At 60.6% G+C, this 15,909-nt stretch carries 16 protein-coding genes; 15 read left to right on the top strand and 1 reads right to left on the bottom strand.

Annotation, left to right across the window (positions count from 1 at the left end):
* Window positions 1-217 precede the first annotated feature (217 nt).
* The 15 genes from GPK89_RS09235 to GPK89_RS09165 all read left to right on the top strand — a co-directional run bounded on the left by GPK89_RS09235 (window position 218) and on the right by GPK89_RS09165 (window position 14,760).
* Window positions 218-523, top strand: a complete 306-nt coding sequence (locus tag GPK89_RS09235; RefSeq protein ID WP_215692570.1) for a hypothetical protein — start codon at window positions 218-220, stop codon at window positions 521-523.
* 241 nt (window positions 524-764) lie between these two features.
* Complete coding sequence (locus GPK89_RS09230) at window positions 765-1,880, top strand: DegT/DnrJ/EryC1/StrS family aminotransferase (protein WP_215692569.1); 1,116 nt, start codon at window positions 765-767, stop codon at window positions 1,878-1,880.
* A gap of 3 nt (window positions 1,881-1,883) precedes the next feature.
* Entirely contained in the window at window positions 1,884-2,771 is an 888-nt protein-coding gene (locus GPK89_RS09225; RefSeq protein ID WP_215692568.1) for a glycosyltransferase family 2 protein, read from the top strand.
* Between the two features lie 165 nt (window positions 2,772-2,936).
* A complete protein-coding gene (locus GPK89_RS09220) occupies window positions 2,937-3,896 on the top strand; it encodes a glycosyltransferase (RefSeq protein WP_215692567.1) in 960 nt (319 codons plus the stop codon).
* Window positions 3,893-5,449, top strand: a complete 1,557-nt coding sequence (locus GPK89_RS09215; RefSeq protein ID WP_215692566.1) for a glucosyltransferase domain-containing protein — start codon at window positions 3,893-3,895, stop codon at window positions 5,447-5,449. The genes GPK89_RS09220 and GPK89_RS09215 overlap by 4 nt, the downstream gene beginning before the upstream one ends.
* A gap of 16 nt (window positions 5,450-5,465) precedes the next feature.
* On the top strand, window positions 5,466-5,873 hold the full coding sequence (locus GPK89_RS09210; protein WP_215692565.1) for a sugar 3,4-ketoisomerase: 408 nt from the start codon (window positions 5,466-5,468) through the stop codon (window positions 5,871-5,873).
* A gap of 3 nt (window positions 5,874-5,876) precedes the next feature.
* Complete coding sequence (locus tag GPK89_RS09205) at window positions 5,877-6,815, top strand: hypothetical protein (RefSeq protein WP_215692564.1); 939 nt, start codon at window positions 5,877-5,879, stop codon at window positions 6,813-6,815.
* Window positions 6,812-7,438 (top strand): HAD family hydrolase, encoded by a 627-nt coding sequence (locus tag GPK89_RS09200; RefSeq protein WP_215692563.1) that lies wholly within the window; start codon window positions 6,812-6,814, stop codon window positions 7,436-7,438. The genes GPK89_RS09205 and GPK89_RS09200 overlap by 4 nt, the downstream gene beginning before the upstream one ends.
* A 179-nt stretch (window positions 7,439-7,617) precedes the next feature.
* Window positions 7,618-8,679 carry a glycosyltransferase family A protein gene (locus tag GPK89_RS09195; protein WP_215692562.1) on the top strand — a complete coding sequence of 354 codons (1,062 nt, stop codon included), beginning with the start codon at window positions 7,618-7,620 and terminating at the stop codon, window positions 8,677-8,679.
* Between the two features lie 3 nt (window positions 8,680-8,682).
* Window positions 8,683-9,786 carry an ATP-grasp fold amidoligase family protein gene (locus GPK89_RS09190; RefSeq protein WP_215692561.1) on the top strand — a complete coding sequence of 368 codons (1,104 nt, stop codon included), beginning with the start codon at window positions 8,683-8,685 and terminating at the stop codon, window positions 9,784-9,786.
* Window positions 9,786-10,766: a glycosyltransferase family 2 protein gene (locus GPK89_RS09185; protein ID WP_215692560.1), complete on the top strand. Its 981-nt coding sequence runs from the start codon at window positions 9,786-9,788 to the stop codon at window positions 10,764-10,766. Before GPK89_RS09190 ends, GPK89_RS09185 begins: the two co-directional genes overlap by 1 nt.
* Before the next feature lie 15 nt (window positions 10,767-10,781).
* Window positions 10,782-11,753 (top strand): glycosyltransferase family 2 protein, encoded by a 972-nt coding sequence (locus tag GPK89_RS09180; protein WP_215692559.1) that lies wholly within the window; start codon window positions 10,782-10,784, stop codon window positions 11,751-11,753.
* A gap of 14 nt (window positions 11,754-11,767) precedes the next feature.
* A complete protein-coding gene (locus tag GPK89_RS09175) occupies window positions 11,768-12,628 on the top strand; it encodes an ABC transporter permease (protein ID WP_215692558.1) in 861 nt (286 codons plus the stop codon).
* 12 nt (window positions 12,629-12,640) lie between these two features.
* Entirely contained in the window at window positions 12,641-13,918 is a 1,278-nt protein-coding gene (locus tag GPK89_RS09170; protein ID WP_215692557.1) for an ABC transporter ATP-binding protein, read from the top strand.
* Window positions 13,918-14,760 (top strand): family 6 glucosyltransferase, encoded by an 843-nt coding sequence (locus GPK89_RS09165; RefSeq protein ID WP_215692556.1) that lies wholly within the window; start codon window positions 13,918-13,920, stop codon window positions 14,758-14,760. Before GPK89_RS09170 ends, GPK89_RS09165 begins: the two co-directional genes overlap by 1 nt.
* Before the next feature lie 66 nt (window positions 14,761-14,826).
* Here GPK89_RS09165 and tsaD read toward each other — a convergent pair whose 3' ends face one another.
* The gene (gene tsaD / locus GPK89_RS09160; RefSeq protein ID WP_215692555.1) at window positions 14,827-15,834 is read right to left on the bottom strand and encodes a tRNA (adenosine(37)-N6)-threonylcarbamoyltransferase complex transferase subunit TsaD; all 1,008 of its coding nucleotides are present in this window, start codon (window positions 15,832-15,834) and stop codon (window positions 14,827-14,829) included.
* Window positions 15,835-15,909: the final 75 nt, after the last annotated feature.

Genomic DNA, 15,909 nt, shown 5'->3' with positions numbered 1-15,909 from the left:
CCGCAGAAGCCCGGCACTCCCTGAGAAAAAAATCCGGCATTTTGCCCTGCCCCCCGATGCTGCCGGCAGGGCCGGGTTTGCCGCCTTCCTCCGGGAGTATGAGCGGGCACGCAAGGCGGCGCGAGCGGTAGTCTGATGTAAGCGGCCCTTTTGAATAAATATCCCTGCATAAACACCCCCGCCCCTGCGCATACTGTCAGCACGGAGGTGTTTAGCTATGAACTATCTTGACTGTGCCCAGTATGACTGCTGCCACAACAAGGCGGGCTGCTGCTGCCTGGACGGCATCAACGTCCGACACACCGGGCCGGGGGATGCCGTTTGCGGCAGCTACCGCAACAGCGAGGGGTACGGCAACGTCGCCACCGACAACCAGCCGGCCTCGCCCGAGACGGATATCCACTGCGACGACAAAGGTTGCCGCCACCTGGAAGGCCGCTGTTGCTGTGCCGACCACGTCAGCATTGACGAGCGCGGCTGCGGACCGGCCTGCGCCACCCGCGCCCCGCGCACAGCTGAATAACCGCCCGCGCAAAAACGGATGCCGCTTTTTCAAAGTGGTATCCGCTTTTTTGTTGCGAAATACGGCCCATTGTTGTATAATAAGACGATATAGTAGGTGTTGTCCGCCCTTTTGCGGGGCGGGACGCCGCATGGGCGGGCCGTCGGGGGCCGATTCCTGCAAAGGCCGCCTATTTTGAGCGGTGCGCAGCACCGCGATCCACCATATTTATTATCTATTATCTTTTAGCGAGGTGCTCCTTATGTCCGAAACTCCCATCACGGTGCCGTTTGTCTCCTTCCGCCCGATGGAGCGGGAGCTGGATGCCGAACTGCGCGGCGCGTTTGCCCGCGTGCTGGACAACAGCTGGTACATCGGCGGCAGAGAGGACGCCGCCTTTGAAAAGGCTTTTGCCGATTACTGCGGCGTCAAGCACTGCATCGGCTGCGGCAACGGCCTGGATGCCCTTGTGCTGATTCTGAAAGCCTACGGCATCGGGACGGGGGACGAGGTCATTGTGCCGTCCAACACCTTCATTGCCACGGTGCTGGCCGTCAGCTATGCGGGCGCGACGCCCGTTTTGGTCGAGCCGACGCTGGAAAGCTACAACATCGACCCCGCCCGCATCGAGGCCGCCGTGACCCCGCGCACGAAGGCCATCATGGCCGTGCATCTCTACGGCCAGTGCGCCCCGATGGACGAAATCAATGCCATCGCCAAGGCCCACGGCCTCAAGGTCATCGAGGATGCCGCCCAGGCCCACGGGGCCGAGTACAAGGGCCGCCGCGCGGGCAGCCTGGGCGACGCCGCAGGGTTCAGCTTTTACCCGGGCAAAAACCTCGGGGCCCTGGGCGACGCGGGCTGCGTGACGACGAACGACGACGAACTCGCCGAGCGTGTCCGCGCCCTGGGCAACTACGGCAGCGACTACAAATACCATCATATTTATAAGGGCCAAAACTCCCGCCTGGACGAGCTGCAGGCCGCGTTCCTGGCCGCTAAGCTGCCCCATCTCGACGCTATGAATGCCGAGCGCCGCCGTATTGCCGCGCGGTACCTGGCAGAAATGCACAACCCCGCCGTAACGCTGCCCACGGAGCTGCCCGGCTGCAAGCACGTCTGGCATATCTTTGCTGTGCGCTGCGCCGGGCGTGACGCGCTGGAGAAGCACTTGAACGACCGGGGCATCGGCACGAACAAGCACTACCCGACGCCCATTCATTTGCAGGGGGCCTACGCCGAGCTGGGCATCCCCAAGGGCGCACTGCCGCTGGCCGAGGAAATCTCCGCCACCGAGCTGAGCCTGCCGATGTTCTACGGTATGACCGACGCGCAGGTGCAGGCCGTCATTGACGCTGTGAACGATTTTAAGGGGTGAACCATGCCGAAAGTCGGTATCGTAATTTCCAACTATAACGGCTGGCAGGACACGCTGGTCTGCCTGGAAAGCCTGCAAAAAATGACGTTCCGGGATTTTGAAATCATCTTAATCGACGATGCTTCGCCCAATGACTCGGTGGCGCAGCTGCAAGGCAAACTGCCGCCGAACACCGTGTTCCTGCCGCAGGAGAAAAACGTCGGCTTTGCGGCGGCCAACAATATCGGGATGCGCCGTGCCCTGGCCGATGGCTGCGACTATGCGCTGCTGCTGAACAACGACACATCCGTCCACCCGGATTTTTTGGAAAAGTTGCTGGCCGAGACGCCGGAAGGCGCGGTCAGCTGCCCGAAGATGCTCTTCATGGAACCGGCGGATGAGATTTGGTTTGCGGGCGGCGAGCTGGACCCCGCCACCGGCAAGGTCAAGCACCTGGGCGGCCACAAAAAGGATGGCCCCGAATTTGCCGAGAAACGGCAGGTCAGCTTCATCACTTTCTGCTGTGTGCTGCTGCCCCGGGCGGTCATTGAAAAGGTCGGCTATCTTGATGAGACGCTGTTTATGTACTGCGAGGATGTCGATTACTGCATCCGTCTGGCCCGGGCGGGCGTGCCGATGTGGTTTTTGCCCGACGCTGTCATCCACCACAAGGCGGGCGGCAGCGCGGGAGGGATGCTGTCGGTCTACTACATCACTCGCAACACGCTCTACCTGACCTGCAAGGGCAAAAGTGCGGCGTACAAAAAGCTGAAAACCGTTATCCCCATCCTGACAGGCGCGGCGCGGTACGCCCTGACCAAAGCGCTGGGCCGCAAAAAAGGCCGCAGCTACGGCGCGTACAGAGGTGCCGTGGACTTCTGGCAAGGGAAGATGGGGAGAATGGAGGGGTAAGCGGGCGGCCCGGCGAATGGCGGCGGGGTGAGGGCACCCCGCCCTACAACCACCCGTAGGGCGGCATGCCCTGCCCGCAGCATCCCCGCAAACGCAATTGTAAGGCAAGGCCGAGGGCCGGACATATCCGGCCCCTACAAATTGACTGGAAGGGAGACGTCCTATATGCCGCAGTTGACCATCGTCATCCTGCAATACCGGCCAGACGCTGCGGCGCTGCGGCGCACGCTGGCCTCGCTGGCAATGCAGGATACCCGCGATTTCGCCGTTGTCCTGGGGGACGACGGCTCACAACAGGACTATTTTGCCGAGAGCCGCGCCTACCTGGCGGCCCACGGCATCACCGATGTGCAGACCGCCAAGCTGATCCCCAACGGCGGCACCGTAAAAAACGCCCAAAACGCCCTGCGCACCGCCGCCACCCGCTGGGTGCTCATGCTCTCGCCGGGAGACTTCCTCTATGACAGTGAGACGGTTTCCTGGTGGCTGGGCCGTTTGCAGGCCGATGGCCCCCGTGTGGCTTTCGGCAAGCAGGCCTACTTCACCCCCGGCCCGGCCCCACAACCGACCCCGGGGGAAACCCCCTTTGACCGCACGCCCTACGACCCCGCCCACTACGACGCCAAGACCATCCGCCGGAACCTGCTGCTCTACGATGACGGCATCTGTGGTACAGGGGTTGTGTATGAGCGGAAACTTTTCCTCTCAGCTCTGGATAAGATGGCCGGCCATGTACGGCTGGGCGAGGATTTCTCGCTGCGGCTGTTCGCGGTGCAGGGGGTACGCATCACCCGGTACGACCGCCTGACCGTCTGGTATGAGTACGGCGGCGGCGTCTCCACCGATGCAGCTGCCCGGGAGCGGATGCTGGGGGACTGGCGCGCCATGCTGGAAGTGCTGCGGGCTGCATACCCCCACGACCGCACCGTGCGGCTGGCCTACGCCTACTACTTCAACGACCGCCGTAAGTCGCGGCTGGTGCGTGGTCTGGTGGGGCGGCTGATCGTGCCGCAGAACTGCGCCTTCAAAAAAGCCCAGCGGGAGTGGCAGCCGCCCACGAACGGCGATGCCGCCAAGCTGCGCGCCGTGTATGAATTTGCCGAAAAGGAGACTGCCGCCGAATGATGCAGCTTTTACAAAAATCGGAGGATGCCGTCTGCGGCTGGCTGCGAGGCATCGATGCTGCGCTGCTGCGCACCGTGGCGGCAGCGGCGGCGCTGTGCATGCTGCTGGCCCATGGGTTCGCCTTCACGAACCTGTTTCCCAACCATGACAGCACCGTGCTGGTGTTCGACGCCCAGTGGACGATGTACGTGCTGGGCCGCTGGGCACAGAACCTCTATTTTCCGCTGGTGCGCGGCAAAATCGCCGCACCGTGGCTCATCGGGGCGTTCAGCATCGTGTATCTGGCACTGACCGGGTACATCATTGCAAAACTGCTGCACCTGCGGCGGTGGTCGGCGGCACTGTTGACCGGCCTGCTGGGGACCTGCGCCTCAGTCACGGCCCAGCTGGCAACCTACACCTATGAGACGGACGCCTACCTGCTGGCCATGCTGCTGGCCTGCGCCGCTGTCTGGTGCAGCCGGCGTCTGCCCCGGCTGTGGGGTTATGCGGGCGCGGCGGTCTGCCTGTGCGGCTGCCTGGCGCTGTACCAATCCTACATTCAGTTTGCGGTGGGGCTGTACCTGTTGCTGCTTTTGCAATCTGCCTTGCAGGGGGCCGAATGGCGGCCCTGGCTGCGGCAGGGCGTGGGTGCCCTGCTGACGCTGGCTTTGGGTGCGGTGCTCTACGTGGTATCACTGAAAGTCTCCCTCGCCCTCACCGGCTACCAGCTGGCCGACACCGGCAACGGCCTGGCGCAGATGTTCCGTTTAGGGCCTGCGGCGGTGCTGGCAGGCATCCCGGCGACTTATGGGAACTTTTTTAAAACGCTGCTGGGCTACTCCGGCTGGAATGACCGGGGCATGCGGGCGGCCACCGCGCTGCTGTTTGTGCTGGCGGCGGCAGGTCTTGTGCTGCGGCTGCGCGGCCGCGGCGGACGCACGGCGGCCCAGGTACTTCTGGCGGCGGCCCTGCTGCCGCTGGGGCTGAACGTCAGTTGCCTGCTGGCCTCCGGCAATGTGTATATCTTGATGCAGCACGCGCTGTTCCTCGTCTACCTGGTGCCGATGGTGCTGTTCGGCGGGTCGGTGCTTTTCCCGGCAGAACGCCGCACGGGCGGTGCGCTGGTGGGGCTGCTCTGTGCGTTTTTGATTCTTCGCAGCATCATCTGCGCCAACGGTGCGTATGTCTACACCAAGCTCGTCTATGACAACACCGCCCGCCAGATGACCCAGATCATGGCCGATGTGGGCAAGCTGGACGGCTACAAGCCGGGCACGACCCCGGTCGCCTTTGCGGGCACCTTTACCGACTCCAACCTGACCTACCACGACCCGGCGTTCAGCCGGTATGAGGAGGGCAGTCTCCACCAGGTCAATGTCTCCGTGACCTACGACGGCACGATCAAGTGGTGGTTCCAGCACGTCATGGGCAGCAGCGCGGCGGTTTTAGCCGACCAGGCCACGCTGGACGCCGTGGGCAAAAAAGCCGCCGTGCAGGCTATGCCGAACTACCCGGCACAAGGCTACTGCGCTATGGTGGACGGCACCGCTGTCATCAAACTGTCTGACTGAAAGAAAGGCAAAACCTATGATTATCCAGACCATCAGCATGAAGAGCATCACGGCCGAGGGGCTGGGCACGCTCTCGGTCTTTGAGGGCGGCCACGACGTCCCCTTTGACATCAAGCGCATCTACTATATCTACGGCGCGCCCCAGGGCACCCAGCGCGGCGGCCACGCCCACAAGGCACTGCGGCAGGTGCTGTGGTGCCCCTACGGCAGCATCCTCATCAAACTGGATGACGGCCACGAAAAGAGTGAAGTGCTGCTGGACGACCCCGCCAAGGGTCTGATCGTCGAGCATAATATGTGGCGCGAAATGATCTGGCAGCAGGAAAATTCTGTGCTCTGCGTCGCGGCGGATTCCTACTACGAGGCGAAAGATTATATCCGTGACTACGACGAATTTTTGAAGACCGTACAGGCAAAGGGGTAAAACGTGCTTAATGTCATGCTTCTGTCTGCCGGGGTCACCACCGGCTGGCATCTGGCGCAGGTGGCGCAGCAGCAGTTCAGCGGGGATATCTGCCTGCACCTCTGCGATACCAACCCGCGGGAACTGGTCCCCGCCGCCGCACTGGGCGGGCCGTTCCACCGGGTGCTGCCGCTGGCCGACCCGGGGTATCAACAACAGATCCTCACTCTGTTGAAAGAAAACCACATCGACGTCATTGTGCCGCTCATCGACCAGGATTTGTTCACCTGGGCGGCGGATGCGCCGGAGCTGGCCGCATTGGGTGTGCGCTCCACCGCGCCGCTGCGGCAGACGGCCCAGCTGCTCACCGATAAAAAGGCCATGGCCGCATTTTTGCAGGCCCACGGCCTGCCCACCCCGCCGCTCGTCGCGCCTGAACAAATGGAGCCGGGCCGCGCCTACATCGAAAAGCGCGAGGTCGGCTGCGGGTCCGTCGGGCTGCGCACGGTCATCGGCGGCGAGGACTACACCCCGCACCCCGGCAGCATTTTACAGGAAAAATGCGACGGCGGCGACACCGAAATCACCGCCGAAGTTTTCAACGCCCAGGGCAAGCTGCGGGTGTTCTGCCGTGAGCGCGTCGTGACAAAATCCGGCGTCTGTACGAAGATGCGGCCCCTGCACATCCCCGAAATCGAGGATTACATCTGCACACTGACCGGACTGCTGCCCTGCCCGGCGACGTTTTGCGCCCAGTTCATGCTGCACCGCGGGCGGTGGAACCTCATCGACTGCAACCTGCGCATCGGCGCGGGCACGGCGATGGCATCCGCCGCCGGGTTCCAGCTGGTGCGGGCGTTCTGGGCGAACCTCTGCGGCCAGCCTGTGCCCGACGAATGGCTGCAGGCCGACCCCACGGTCAAGACTGTGCTGCGGGTCTACCAGGAAGTGGTGGTACGGTGACGCTCTACTGTGATGTGGACGGCACGCTGCTGGACAGCAGCGCCCGCCATGAAAAGCTGTTGCGGGACCTGCTGGCGGTCCGGGACCTTGCCTGGCCCGCCGCCGCGCCCGACTATATGCGCTATAAGGCTGACGGCCACAGCACCAAGGCGTGGCTGGCCCTGGCCGGGTTTGCGCCGGAAGTCTGCAATGAAATTGCCGCCGCCTGGCGCGAGGGTATTGAAAAACCGGAGTATCTGGCCATGGACAGGCCTTACCCAGATACGTTGGATTTCCTGCGTTGGCTGCGGGCAAGCGGGCGGCGCTGTGCGTTGATCTCGGCCCGGCAGAATGCCGACGCCCTGCGGGAAACGCTTGACCGATGCGGCATCCTGCCGCTGGTGGAGGAACTGCTGGTCGTGCCGCCGGTGCAGGCCGAGCAGCGCAAAGCCGCCCTGCTGCGCCCGCGCATCGCCCCGGGAGACGCCCTGCTGGGTGACACCGAGGTGGACAAGACCTGCGCCGAGACGCTGGGCCTGCCCTGTGCCGTGCTGGACCGGGGCTTCCGCAGTGCGGCGTTTTGGGAAGCGCACAGGGTAAAGGCATTGCATGGTTTGGAAGAGGCCAAGCGGTGGCTGCGGTAATGTGCCGCGGGCGGATATGGAATCCGCCCCTACGGACCGGCAGGCAGCGTTGTAGGGGCCGGGCATGCCCGGCCCGCAGCCGAAGGGCAGCCGCACGGCAAAGACAAGGCACGTGGGTCGTCGAGGACGCCGACCCCTACAAAACGACCATTATAACTTTTCAAAGAAGGACAAACACTATGAACCAGCCCAAGGTCAGTGTGCTGATCTCGTTTTACAATCTGGCCCCCTATGTGGACAAGACGATGGAGACGGTGCTTGCGCAGAAAACGAACTTTCCCGTCGAGGTCCTCTGCGCGGACGATGGCTCCGACGACGGCACCATTGAAAAGCTGCGCGTGTGGGAGCAGAAATACCCAGACACCGTCCGCGTGTTCGTCATGGACCGCATCCCCGGCGCAAAATATGAGGCCAACGACCGCATCAAGCGGATGAACGCCATCCGCGGGCGGCTGTTCTATGAGGCCAGGGGCGAGTATGTCAGCTACCTGGACGGCGACGACTTCTACACCGACGACCACAAGCTGCAAAAGCAGGCCGATGTGCTGGACGCCGACACAGAGCATAAATACATCGGCTGCGGCCACAACGGCTGCTATTACTGGGAGAGCACCGGCAAGACCGTCCCCATCGAGCGGCCCATCCGGGAGTGCAGCCTGACTGCCGAGGAATATTGGAGCTTTCTCTACGTCCACACCAACGCGCTGCTGCTGCGCAACTTGGGGCTGCAAGGCATCGACCCCTACAAGAGCGGCATCCCCATCATCGATAACCCGCTGACCTTCCAGTTCTTGCCCTACGGTGATATCTACTATCTGCCCGACTGTATGTTCAACTACCGCCAGATCGAGGGCAGCACCTACCACCGCCGCAGCCCCTACCAGAACGATATCCTGACGGCGCTGATTCTGTACGAGCAGCGCCGCATCACCCGCAGATTTGACGCGGCGGGCCTGGTGCGTTTCCTGCGCGAGTATGAGGATCTTTTTAAAAACCGCAGGGACCCGCAGCTGACAAAGGACGCGCAGACCTATATGGAGAACATTCGCACCTACCGCGCTGACCGCCTGCGCCGCATCGTCAACTATAACAACGAGAGCGCGGTATCCCGCCTGTGGTGCGATATCCAGAACCCGGTATGGTTCTTTATTACAAAAATCCACCGCCACTTCATCTGGAAACCCAAGGTGCGGGCGCTGCTGGAAGAAGCCCGCGTGAAAACCGAAAAAGGGGAGTGCTGAACCATGGAAGATATGAGCGAACTGACCGCCGAAGAACAGGCCAAACTGCTGCGCCATGAGTTGGAGGCCGTCTACGGCTCGTCGTCGTACAAAATCGGCCGCGCTGTGACCTGGCTGCCCCGCAACGCCAAGCGCGGGCTGAAGTACCTTTTGCACAACGGCCCGGTCGTCAGCGCAAAATATATCTATACCTACGCGAAATATCATAAGATCGCCAACGAAAACTACGCCTACTGGGCCTGCCTGCAAAAGAAGGACTACCCCGAGGCGCTGAAAAAGTGGTTCCTGGAAACGAACTACACCCACACGCCGCTGAACCTCGAGCACCCCAAGACCTTCAGCGAAAAGACACAGTGGCTCAAGCTCAACGGCGGGTTTGAGGACGTCTACCCCCTCGTTGACAAATACGCCGTGCGCGAATGGGTCAAGGAGAAGATCGGCGAGGAATACCTGATTCCGCTGCTGGGCGTCTGGGATAACTTTGACGATATCGACTTTGACGCCCTGCCGGACAAATTCATGCTCAAGGTCAACCACGGCGCGGGTTGGAATATCGCCGTGCAGGATAAGTCAAAATTCGACAAGGCTGATGCCAAGAGGAAGATCGAGGGCTGGCTCAAGCTGAACTACTGCTATCTGATGGGCGGCCTGGATGTGCAGTACATCCACATCAAACCGCGCATCATCGCTGAAAAATTCATAGAGAACGACGGCGGCGACCTATACGACTACAAAATCTTCTGCTTCGACGGTGAGCCGAAAATCATCCTGCACATCGAGGAGCGCTACACCGACAAGGAAGAGCGGATGTTCTTCTACGACACCCAGTGGAACCAGCTGCCCTTCAACATCAATGTCCCGCTGGAAATGGTCGATATCCCCAAGCCGGAAAACCTCGATAAGATGCTGGATATTGCCCGCACCCTGAGCCAGGGCTACCCCTGCGTGCGCGTTGATTTGTACTCGCTGAACGATGGCAGCATCAAATTCGGCGAGATGACCTTCACCACCGAGAGCGGCATTTCCCGCTGGCACCCCGAGAGCGCCAACGAGTACATGGGCAGCCTGATCCATCTGCCCGGCGTCGACGACAAAGGAGACAACTAATGCCCACCGTCAGTATCCTGGTGCCGGTCTACAAGGCCGAAAAAACGCTGGACGCCTGTGTGGAAAGCATCCTGGCGCAGAGCTATGCGGATTTTGAACTGCTGCTCATCGACGATGCCAGCCCCGACCATTGCCCGGAAATGTGCGATGCCTGGGCGGAAAAAGACCCCCGCATCCGCGCCCTGCACCCGGCTAAGACTGGGCCGGGGCCGTCCGGTGCGCGCAACGCCGGGCTGGATGCCGCCAAGGGCCAATGGCTCACGATGGTGGACAGCGACGACACCGTTGCCCCCGACCTGCTGGAAAAGCTGCTGGCGGGTGCGGAAAGGAGCGGCGCGGAGCTGGTGCTCTGCAACTGCTGCCCGGTGACAGAGGACGGCGCAGAGCACCCATTGCCCGCAGACGAACAGTTTGCAAAAGAGACCGTTCTGGACGTGAACGCTTTCTGGGATGCCTTCAACACGCCCTGGATCAACCAGTTCACCGGCACGGCCCACCGGCTGTACGCCGCCAAGCTGTTTGACGGCGTGCGATATCCGCTGGGGATGCTGCACGAGGATTACTACGTGCTGCCGGACCTGATCGCCCGCTGCACAAAAATTTTGTGCCTGCCCTTTACCGGCTACTACGTGCTGCGCCACGCAGGCAGCATCACCGACGGCGCCAAACATGAGGTGCGGCTGGCCATGACGAAGGGGGATATCCACCGGGCGGAGTATTTCCTGCAAAACGGCTGGTACGACCGCGCCGAGGGTGCCCTGACCGACGCCGCGCTGTTCTTGTACAAGAATAAGCGCGGATATGATTTGACCCGGCCCGGCCACAAGGCCGAGTTTGCCGCCGTGAAGCGGGAGCTTTGCCGTGTGTACAGTGCCCTGGCCGCGCAGAAGGGCGCAGCGTCGCTGAAACTCCGCGCCGCCGCCCTGCGGATGGGATTGCCCGTGTTTTATGCTTACACAAAGATGTTGAGCCGTAGATAAATTAAAGGAGCCTCTATGCCCACAGTCAGTATCATTATCCCGGTGTACAAGGTCGAGCGGTATCTTGACACCTGTGTGCAGAGCGTGCTGGATCAGACCTTCCAGGATATTGAGGTGCTGCTCGTCGACGACGGCAGCCCCGACCGCTGCCCCGAAATGTGCGATGCCTGGGCGAAAAGCGACCGCCGCGTGCGGGTCATCCACCGCAAGAACGGTGGGCTTTCCGCTGCGCGCAACACCGGCATCGAGACCGCCCGCGGGCGGTATATCGTCTTTGTGGACAGCGACGACTTTCTGGAGCCGGACACCATCCGCCGCGCTGTGGCCGAGCAGGAGCGCACCGGCGCGGAGCTGGTCATCTTCAACCTCGTCTACGCCAACGACCGCGGCGAACGGTGGCCCACGCCGGACTTCACGATCTTTCAGGATGAAATACTCGACGAGGACGGCGTGTGGGCGCGGTATTTCGCGCTGGAAAACCAAAAAATCTACTATACCGTCGCTTGGAACAAGCTGTACACCGCCAAGCTTTTTGCGGATGGCCTGCGCTTTCCCGAGGGCAAGCGGTACGAGGATCAGTTCATGCTGCCCCACATCCTGCACCGCTGCCAGAACATCGCCTGCCTGGGCTACCAGGGCTACCGCTATGTGCAGCGGGCAGACAGCATCATGGCGCAGGGCCCGGCCAGCCACTACCTGGACCGCCCCGAATACCTGCTGGAATGGTGCGGCTACTTTACTGAGAAAGGCGACTATCTGCGGGCCGAGGGCCTGCTGAACGACGCCATCAAGAACCTGGCCGAGGAGGAGGGCTTTGACCTGACCACGGCGCAGCAGCGCACCCGCTACCGCCAGGCCTGCCACGACTGCTCCACGGCCTACGGCAATTTGTCCCGCCGCACCGGGCGGAAGAGTATGCTGCTGCGCGCCGGGCTTTTGCGCCTGGGTCTGCCCCTGTACCGAATCTTCCTCAAACACAAAACCTAAGGAGTTCCCCTACAATGGAAAAAACACAACTGCAAAAAGGATACCATGTCCACTACGGCCCCGCGCAGGGGTGGAGCCAGGTCGATGTAAGCGAACTGTGGCGCTATAAGGATTTGATCTGGCTCTTTGTCAAGCGCGATTTCACCGTCATGTACAAGCAGACCGTGCTGGGCCCCGCGTGGATCCTGATTAACCCGCTGCTGTCCACGGCCATGTACTGCGTTATGTTCGGCACCATCGCCCACCTGTCCACCGACGGTGTACCACAGATTTTGTTCTACCTGGCCGGTACGGCGCTGTGGGGGTTCTTCTCCGCCTGCATCAATAAGGTGTCGGGCACGTTTACCACCAACTCCGCTATTTTCAGCAAGGTGTATTTCCCGCGGCTGGCGATGCCCATTTCCACGATGTTGTCAGGCCTTATCAATTTCCTGGTGCAGTTTGCGCTGTTCTTTGTGCTGCTGCTCGTCTACCTGGCCAAGGGTGAAGTCAGCCCCCACTGGGGGATGTTGCTGCTGGCGGTGCCGCTGGTGCTGCAGGTGGGTCTGCTGGGCCTGGGCTGCGGCATCATCGTGTCCAGCCTGACTACCCGTTACCGTGATTTGATGGTCGTGGTGACCTTTGGCGTGCAGCTATGGATGTATGGTTCCCCGGTGGTCTATCCGCTGTCGATGATCGACAACCGGCTGCTGCGGGCCATTATGATCGTCAACCCGATGACCGCCCCGATGGAGAGCTTCCGTTATATCTTCTTCGGTACCGGGCAGGTCAACGGGTTAATGTGGGTGCTTTCGCTGGCCTGGACCGCCGTGCTGCTGGTCGTGGGTCTGTCGCTTTTCAGCAAGGTCGAAAAGACCTTCGTCGATACGGTGTAAGGGGGTCCTGACATGAGTGAAAATGAACTGATGATCCGTGTGCAGGACGTCAAAAAGCAGTACCGCCTGGGCCAGATCGGCGGCGGCACGCTGCGCAGTGACCTGCAAAGCTGGTGGGCCCGCAAGCGCGGCAAAGAGGACCCGAACAGCCTGATCGGCACCGACCAGCGATTGATCGGTACTACATTTATGGCGCTGAACGGCGTCAGCTTCACCGTCAAAAAAGGCGAGGCCGTGGGCATCATCGGCTCCAATGGCGCGGGCAAATCCACGCTGCTCAAGCTGCTGACCCACGTCACGGCCCCCAGCGCCGGTGATATCGACCTGTACGGCCGTGTGGCCTCGATGTTGGAGGTCGGCACCGGCTTCCACCCTGAAATGACCGGCCGCGAGAACGTCTACCTGAACGGCGCGATTTTGGGCATGACCCACGCAGAAATTGACGCCAAGATGGATGAGATCATTGCCTTCTCCGAGGTCGGCGACTTCATCGACACGCCGGTCAAGCGGTATTCCAGCGGTATGTTCGTCAAGCTGGCCTTCAGCGTGGCGGCCCACCTGGACAGTGAAATCATGATCATGGACGAGGTCCTGGCCGTCGGCGATATGAAGTTCCAGAAAAAATGTCTGACGAAGATGCGTCAGGCTGCCCAGCGCGACGGCAAGACGGTGCTGTATGTCAGCCACAACATGGCCACGATCCGCGACCTGTGTGACCGCTGCATTGTTTTGGACAAGGGCAAGGTCGTCTTTGACGGCGATGTGGACGAGGCGATTGCGCTGTATCTTTCCACCAAGTCGCAGACTTCTGATTTTGTGGATTACAGCACATTCAAACGTGACAACTGGTTCAAGCGTGACAATCTGCGACTGCAGAGTGTGCAGGTACAGGTGCCTTCTGTGGAAGCAATTGAGCGCAGCCAGCCCGTGAGGATGCGGTTTGTTATCAAGGCGAAGGAGTCTGCCGGGGCGGTGGGGTTGCGCTTTGAGGTGCGGGATGAGGTAGGAAACCCATTGGCTACCTCCTGCTTGTATGGGCTGCAGCTGCAGTCGGGAGATAATACGGTTACTGCATCCTATGATTTGAGTGTGCTTTCCCCCGGTAAGTACAGCAACTATTTTACACTCTTTACAGCGGGGGAGGGCGGAATCCACACAGTCGAGGACTGGGTACCCGGTATTCAGTTCCGTATGGTGGATACCTTCTCGGAAAATCAACTGGAATGGAACGCCAAGGATTGGGGAGCCATTCGCCTGCCGGAGGCTGTACACTGTCAGGAGGATGCTTAATGAAAAAAATTGCGGCGCTCTATATCTGCACCGGTAAATATGCGCGCCTTTGGCCGGGTTTTCTGGAAAGTGCAGAAAAATATCTGTTGAAAAGCTGCGAGGTACACTACTTCGTTTTTACCGATGCGGAGCATCTGGAAGGTGAAACGGAGAATCCGCGCATCCATCGCATTGAACAGGAGCCAATGCCGTGGCCCTACACAACGCTGCTGCGTTTTGAAATTTTCCTGAAAATTGAGGAGCAGCTCAAGGCATTTGACTATATCTATTTCTTTAATGCCAACTGTGCGTTCATGCAGCCCATTACAGAGGAAATGTTGCTGCCCCGCCCGGAAAAGCACGAGCATATGGTGTTCGTTTTGCACCCAGCGTTCTATTGGCGCTATAACTATGAGTACACTTACGACCGTAACCCTAAGTGCAAGGCTTATATCCCGATGGGCATGGGGCGGGACTATGTCTGCGGGGGTATCAACGGCGGCGAATGTGAAGCCTATCTGAAATTCTGCCATACGCTGCAAATGCGTATACAGCAGGATAAAGATAAGGGTATTATTGCCAAGTGGCATGATGAATCCCATATCAACTGGTATGCCTTTACCCACCCGCATTACCGCCTGTTGGATGCCAGCTACTGCTTCTTCCCTGGCTGGAAAACTGTGAAGCCGTGCTATATCTATGTCCGCCCGAAAGAGGACTACTTTGACGTGGATACCTTCAAAAAAAATCCGCCCAAGACGGAGCTTTCCCCGGCGGTAGAAAAATACAACGCCTTTATGCTGAAAGTCGCCCGCAAGATTCAGCGCCATATCCCGTGGCTGCCCCGCCGGAAAAAAGAGTAACCGCAGGCAACCCCGCCCGAAACAAAACAGCCGCACGATTCAAAGCCGTGCGGCTGTTGCTGTTATTTACCTGTAATCGATCGGCAATGTCGGCAGACCGTTGAGGGTCCAGTCGGCCAGGTTGCCGTCCTGGTACTCGTAGTAGCCCTGGGCGGCGATCATGGCACCGTTATCGCCGCAGTATTTCAGCTCGGGCAGATAGACTTTTGCGCCCAGCTTTTGGGCACCATCGTTCACCAGCTGGCGCAGACGACCGTTGGCGGCTACGCCGCCCGCTAAAACTACCTGTTGGGCGTTGGTGTCGGCGGCTGCGGCCAGCAGCTTTTTCGCCAAAATCTGGTCAATACGCTCCTGGAAACTGGCGGCCATGTCGGCTACGTTGACGGCCTGGCCCTTCTGCTCGGCGTTATGCACTTCGTTGATGACGGCGGTTTTCAGGCCGCTGAAGCTGACGTTGTACTTGCCGTCCACATGGGGCACCGGCAGTTTGTAGGCCTTGGGGTTGCCGTCCCGCGCGGCGGCGGCAACGCTGGGGCCACCGGGGTAGGGCAGACCCAGCGTGCGGGCTACCTTGTCGTAGGCTTCGCCTGCGGCGTCGTCTACGGTGCGGCCTAAGATTTTGTAGCGGCACCAATCCTCCACCAGCACAATATGGCTGTGCCCGCCGCTGGCGACCAGGCAGAGAAACGGCGGTTTCAGATCCTGGTGGGTCAGATAGTTGGCGGCGATATGCCCGCGCAGGTGATGCACCGGCACCAGCGGCTTGTTTGCCGCATAGGCCAGCCCCTTGGCAAAGTTGACGCCGACGAGTACCGCGCCGATCAGCCCCGGCGCAAAGGTCACGGCCACAGCGTCCACATCGGCAATGGTCATATTGGCGTCGGCCAGCGCCTTGTCAACGGTGGCGCTGATATATTCCGCATGGCGGCGGCTGGCAATCTCCGGCACAACGCCGCCGTAGAGTGCCTGCTCCCTGACGCTGGTGGAGATGATGTTGGAAATGACCTTTCGGCCATTCTCCACGATCGCCGCCGCCGTCTCGTCGCAGGTGGACTCGATCCCTAAAACATACATACACAAAACCTCTATGCAGGGGCCGGGCATACCCGGCCCTCAACGTTTTCTTGATTGCGATTTTCCCGGAAAAGT

This window comes from Gemmiger formicilis, assembly GCF_018784445.1.
Classification (GTDB): domain Bacteria; phylum Bacillota; class Clostridia; order Oscillospirales; family Ruminococcaceae; genus Gemmiger.
The sequence above is the reverse complement of the archived record's forward strand: the minus strand, read 5'-3'. Positions and strand labels throughout refer to the sequence as shown.